Source organism: Candidatus Margulisiibacteriota bacterium (genome assembly GCA_028706105.1).
GTDB lineage: Bacteria > Margulisbacteria > Riflemargulisbacteria > GWF2-35-9 > DYQY01 > DYQY01.
In genome coordinates, this window is the sequence record JAQWCF010000136.1 from 1 (window position 1) to 3182 (window position 3182).

Sequence of the window (3182 nt, forward strand, 5' to 3'; positions counted from 1 at the left end):
GACTTTCAGGCAAAATATACGACTGCGGTTTAATTGTACCTTTTGTTGAGACTAATTCAAAATTATATATCTCTGAATTTGAATTATTTTTTGCAACCTTTGAAATATCAACAAACTTAGTTAAAGTTATAAGCAAATGCTTTAATGTTTCAATTAATAAAGTAATCTCTTTGTCTTTTATAGAAACAAGAGGCTTGTCGACAACTACATAACATATTGATTCATACCACAATGTTTTGTCTGACTGCTCCATTAGCAATCTATTGAGAAAACTTTTCTGTTTGCTCGACAATAAGTTTGCCTTTACCCCTTTAAATCGATTATAAATTTCCGTTTTGTATTCAGTATAACTATTTGACTTTAAGCCCAAAACATCAATTAAGTTATCTTCTATTCGTTTAATGAGATTAGAATAGCACGACCTTAATTCTCGAATGGCATCCTTAATTAAATCTTGATATTGCGTCAAAAACTCTTCGCTCTTAGCCAAAGAATCATTTTTGAAGCCAAATGCAGCTGGCAAATCTTCAAAAAAAGTTTTTTCCGGATCTTTGGCTTTAGCTAAGACATTACGAAATTTTACAGTCTGAGGATTGTCAAAATTTTGCGTGCTTTTTGCAAAATCATTTAAGTTGTTATAGAAAATCAAAAACGGTTTTATAGTTTCTAAAAAACTGTCTTGAGTAATTAAGTCTCTATCATTTAAGTTTATAAAATTTCTGTATCGATTGAAAAATTCAACCTTGATTCCGTCTATTGCAAAGGCTTTTATCTTAAACTCACCTGGGGATTTTTGTAGCAAATCAAGAACTTCTTTATTCAAATATGGAATATATCTGTCTTCACTATCATATAGAGAGTAATCTTGTTTTTTTATTATCAGAAAAATAGGAATCCAGAAGTCTAAGAACCCTTGTTTTAATTTGAACGGTGCTGATTTTAAATCTCGAATCAGGTCTCCCAATTTGCGTTGCTTTTCAATGGCACTACTCAAAAAGGTTTCACATTTATTCCATAAATCTTTAATTGTATCGTTTTGTGGCTCACTTAGAGTGTAAATACCATTTCTTTGGCAGTGGATACCTGTTTTTTTTAGTAAAGTGAAGTATATCGTTTTTTCAGGAGGAAATTTATCTTTTTCAAATCCTAATTCATCCTGCATTACACAACTATCATCAATTAGCATATTAAGAAGAGTAACACGAGCAAGAGAAATCGAACTATTTACCTTTTGCTTATTAAACAGCTCATTTTGAATGATTGGCGTTGAATAATAGACATTATCGCAAACAGCCGAAAGCAACTTATTAAAATCAGACTGAGAAGATATTTGATGCCTTTCTCCATTGTAATACCATTCTACATTTGAAGAAAATGACGTTAAACTGTGATTAATGACTTTGTTCAACAGACTTTTTTCGTAAACGATAAGGTTTTGAATCTCTCTATCAGCAATCTTATCTTCGATTAAAATTTGTTTGCGAATATATTCGAGTTTTTTTATCTCATATAAATGATTTACAATTTGAGTAACATTATTGAAATACACATATATCACAGCATTTTTGCATTTTTTGGATGTTTCGAGTAAATGCTCTTTTTCTTCCTCATTATTCGAAAAAACGAGATTAATGTATCCGTCAATATCGTTGTTCGGATTAAGTATTAGGGCTTCATTTGAAATACTGTATTCAAAAAAACGAGGAGTACCCGTCTTATAGAACGAACTATTTGCTTGTACTACCTTAAATTCAAAAAACTCATTTAACTCATTTATATAATCATTCGGACGCGGGACTAATCCTGCCGCTTTATATAGTTCGTCTTCGATATTAACATCCGTACCCTCAAATATTATATATTGAGATTTATATTTGGCAAAACGAATTACTTTATGAGCGACAAGATCACGAATCAATCTTTCAGGCTCTTCAATATTTAATGCTAATCGTAAATATTGACTTAAAGCCTTTTCATCAAATGTTGCTGAATTTCCAAACAGGTTACACAGTCCAATTGTTTTTACAATATTACTAGCTGTCTCAATCTTATCAAGATCAAAAATACCTTCAATCCGTTCTAATGCTACACGAATAGCTCTCCAATTTGAAGAATCGGCATTTACCTCAGATAAATATGAATAAAAATTATTGATAATATAATCGTAGACATTCGCTAAACTGTATGTTTGATTAGCTTTGGGTTTAAACTGACTAAGAGAATTTTTGTCTTTGGAACTCAAAAACGAAAAGAGGGAACGCTCATTTTGACCATAACGCTGAATTGAATAAGTTAAAACTACCGCAGAAAAAATGTCCAAAGGATATAATCTTTCAGCAATATCAATACTCAGATCGTTATTTATAAACTTCGTATTCCTTGCTAAATCAAAAAGTGCGTCGAAGTTTTCTTTTGATACAATAGATTTTCTTGTAGCTTCAATCTGTGCTGCGGCTAAATGCAAAAGCTGCTCAACGGGCTCACTAAAAACAATTTCTTTTAATCGACCTTTTACTTTTTCCCACTCGTTACGCTGTTGCTCATTCAGTTTTTTTGAGTATGCACCAAAGTTTTGGTGCAGTGTTGTAATTAATAGAATATTGTCGCGTTTTGGGTGATTTACAAACTCAGCTAATTGTTGTAAAAAGTACAATTCTTTTTCGGGGTTATGATTAGCTGCGTGTTCAAGTATCTTTCCAAACTCATCAATAACAAGCAGGACAAATTCACCTCTCTTCTTATGATTTATCAATGATTGTTCTAACTGAGTAAATAGTTCTTTAGAGCTTATTTTATCGCTTTCCAGTTGTTCACTCAACAGGTTTGAAAGTGAATTATAATCACCGACAATATTAATACACTTAAATTTTCTATATCCATTAAGTTGTCCTTTGTTTTCAAACAACACTTTGGAATCATATAAAATATCTCTTTCCAAAGCTGCTAAAAAACTTGACTTTCCAGTACCGTAAGTTCCAACTAAAGAAAAACAATGAATGCCAGTATAGTAATCAGCAAGTATAGTTCCTAGAACTCGCCGAGCATTAGAAGTTACAATATAGTGGAAGTCTTTATATTGTACGTTATCTATATTTGTAGAAAGTGAGAATTTCATTGTTTTGAGTAATATATATCTAAAACTTTGGTTTTATCAATCTCCTCGAGAAAAAATAATTGTTTTT

The 3182-nt window shown here is 31.2% G+C and carries 1 protein-coding gene; it reads right to left on the reverse strand.

Annotated elements, in window-relative coordinates; all coding sequences use genetic code 11:
• Positions 1–3115: hypothetical protein (locus PHF25_09285; GenBank protein MDD4528200.1), on the reverse strand; the 3115-nt coding region annotated here is incomplete at its 3' end.
• Between the last annotated feature and the right edge of the window lie 67 nt (positions 3116–3182).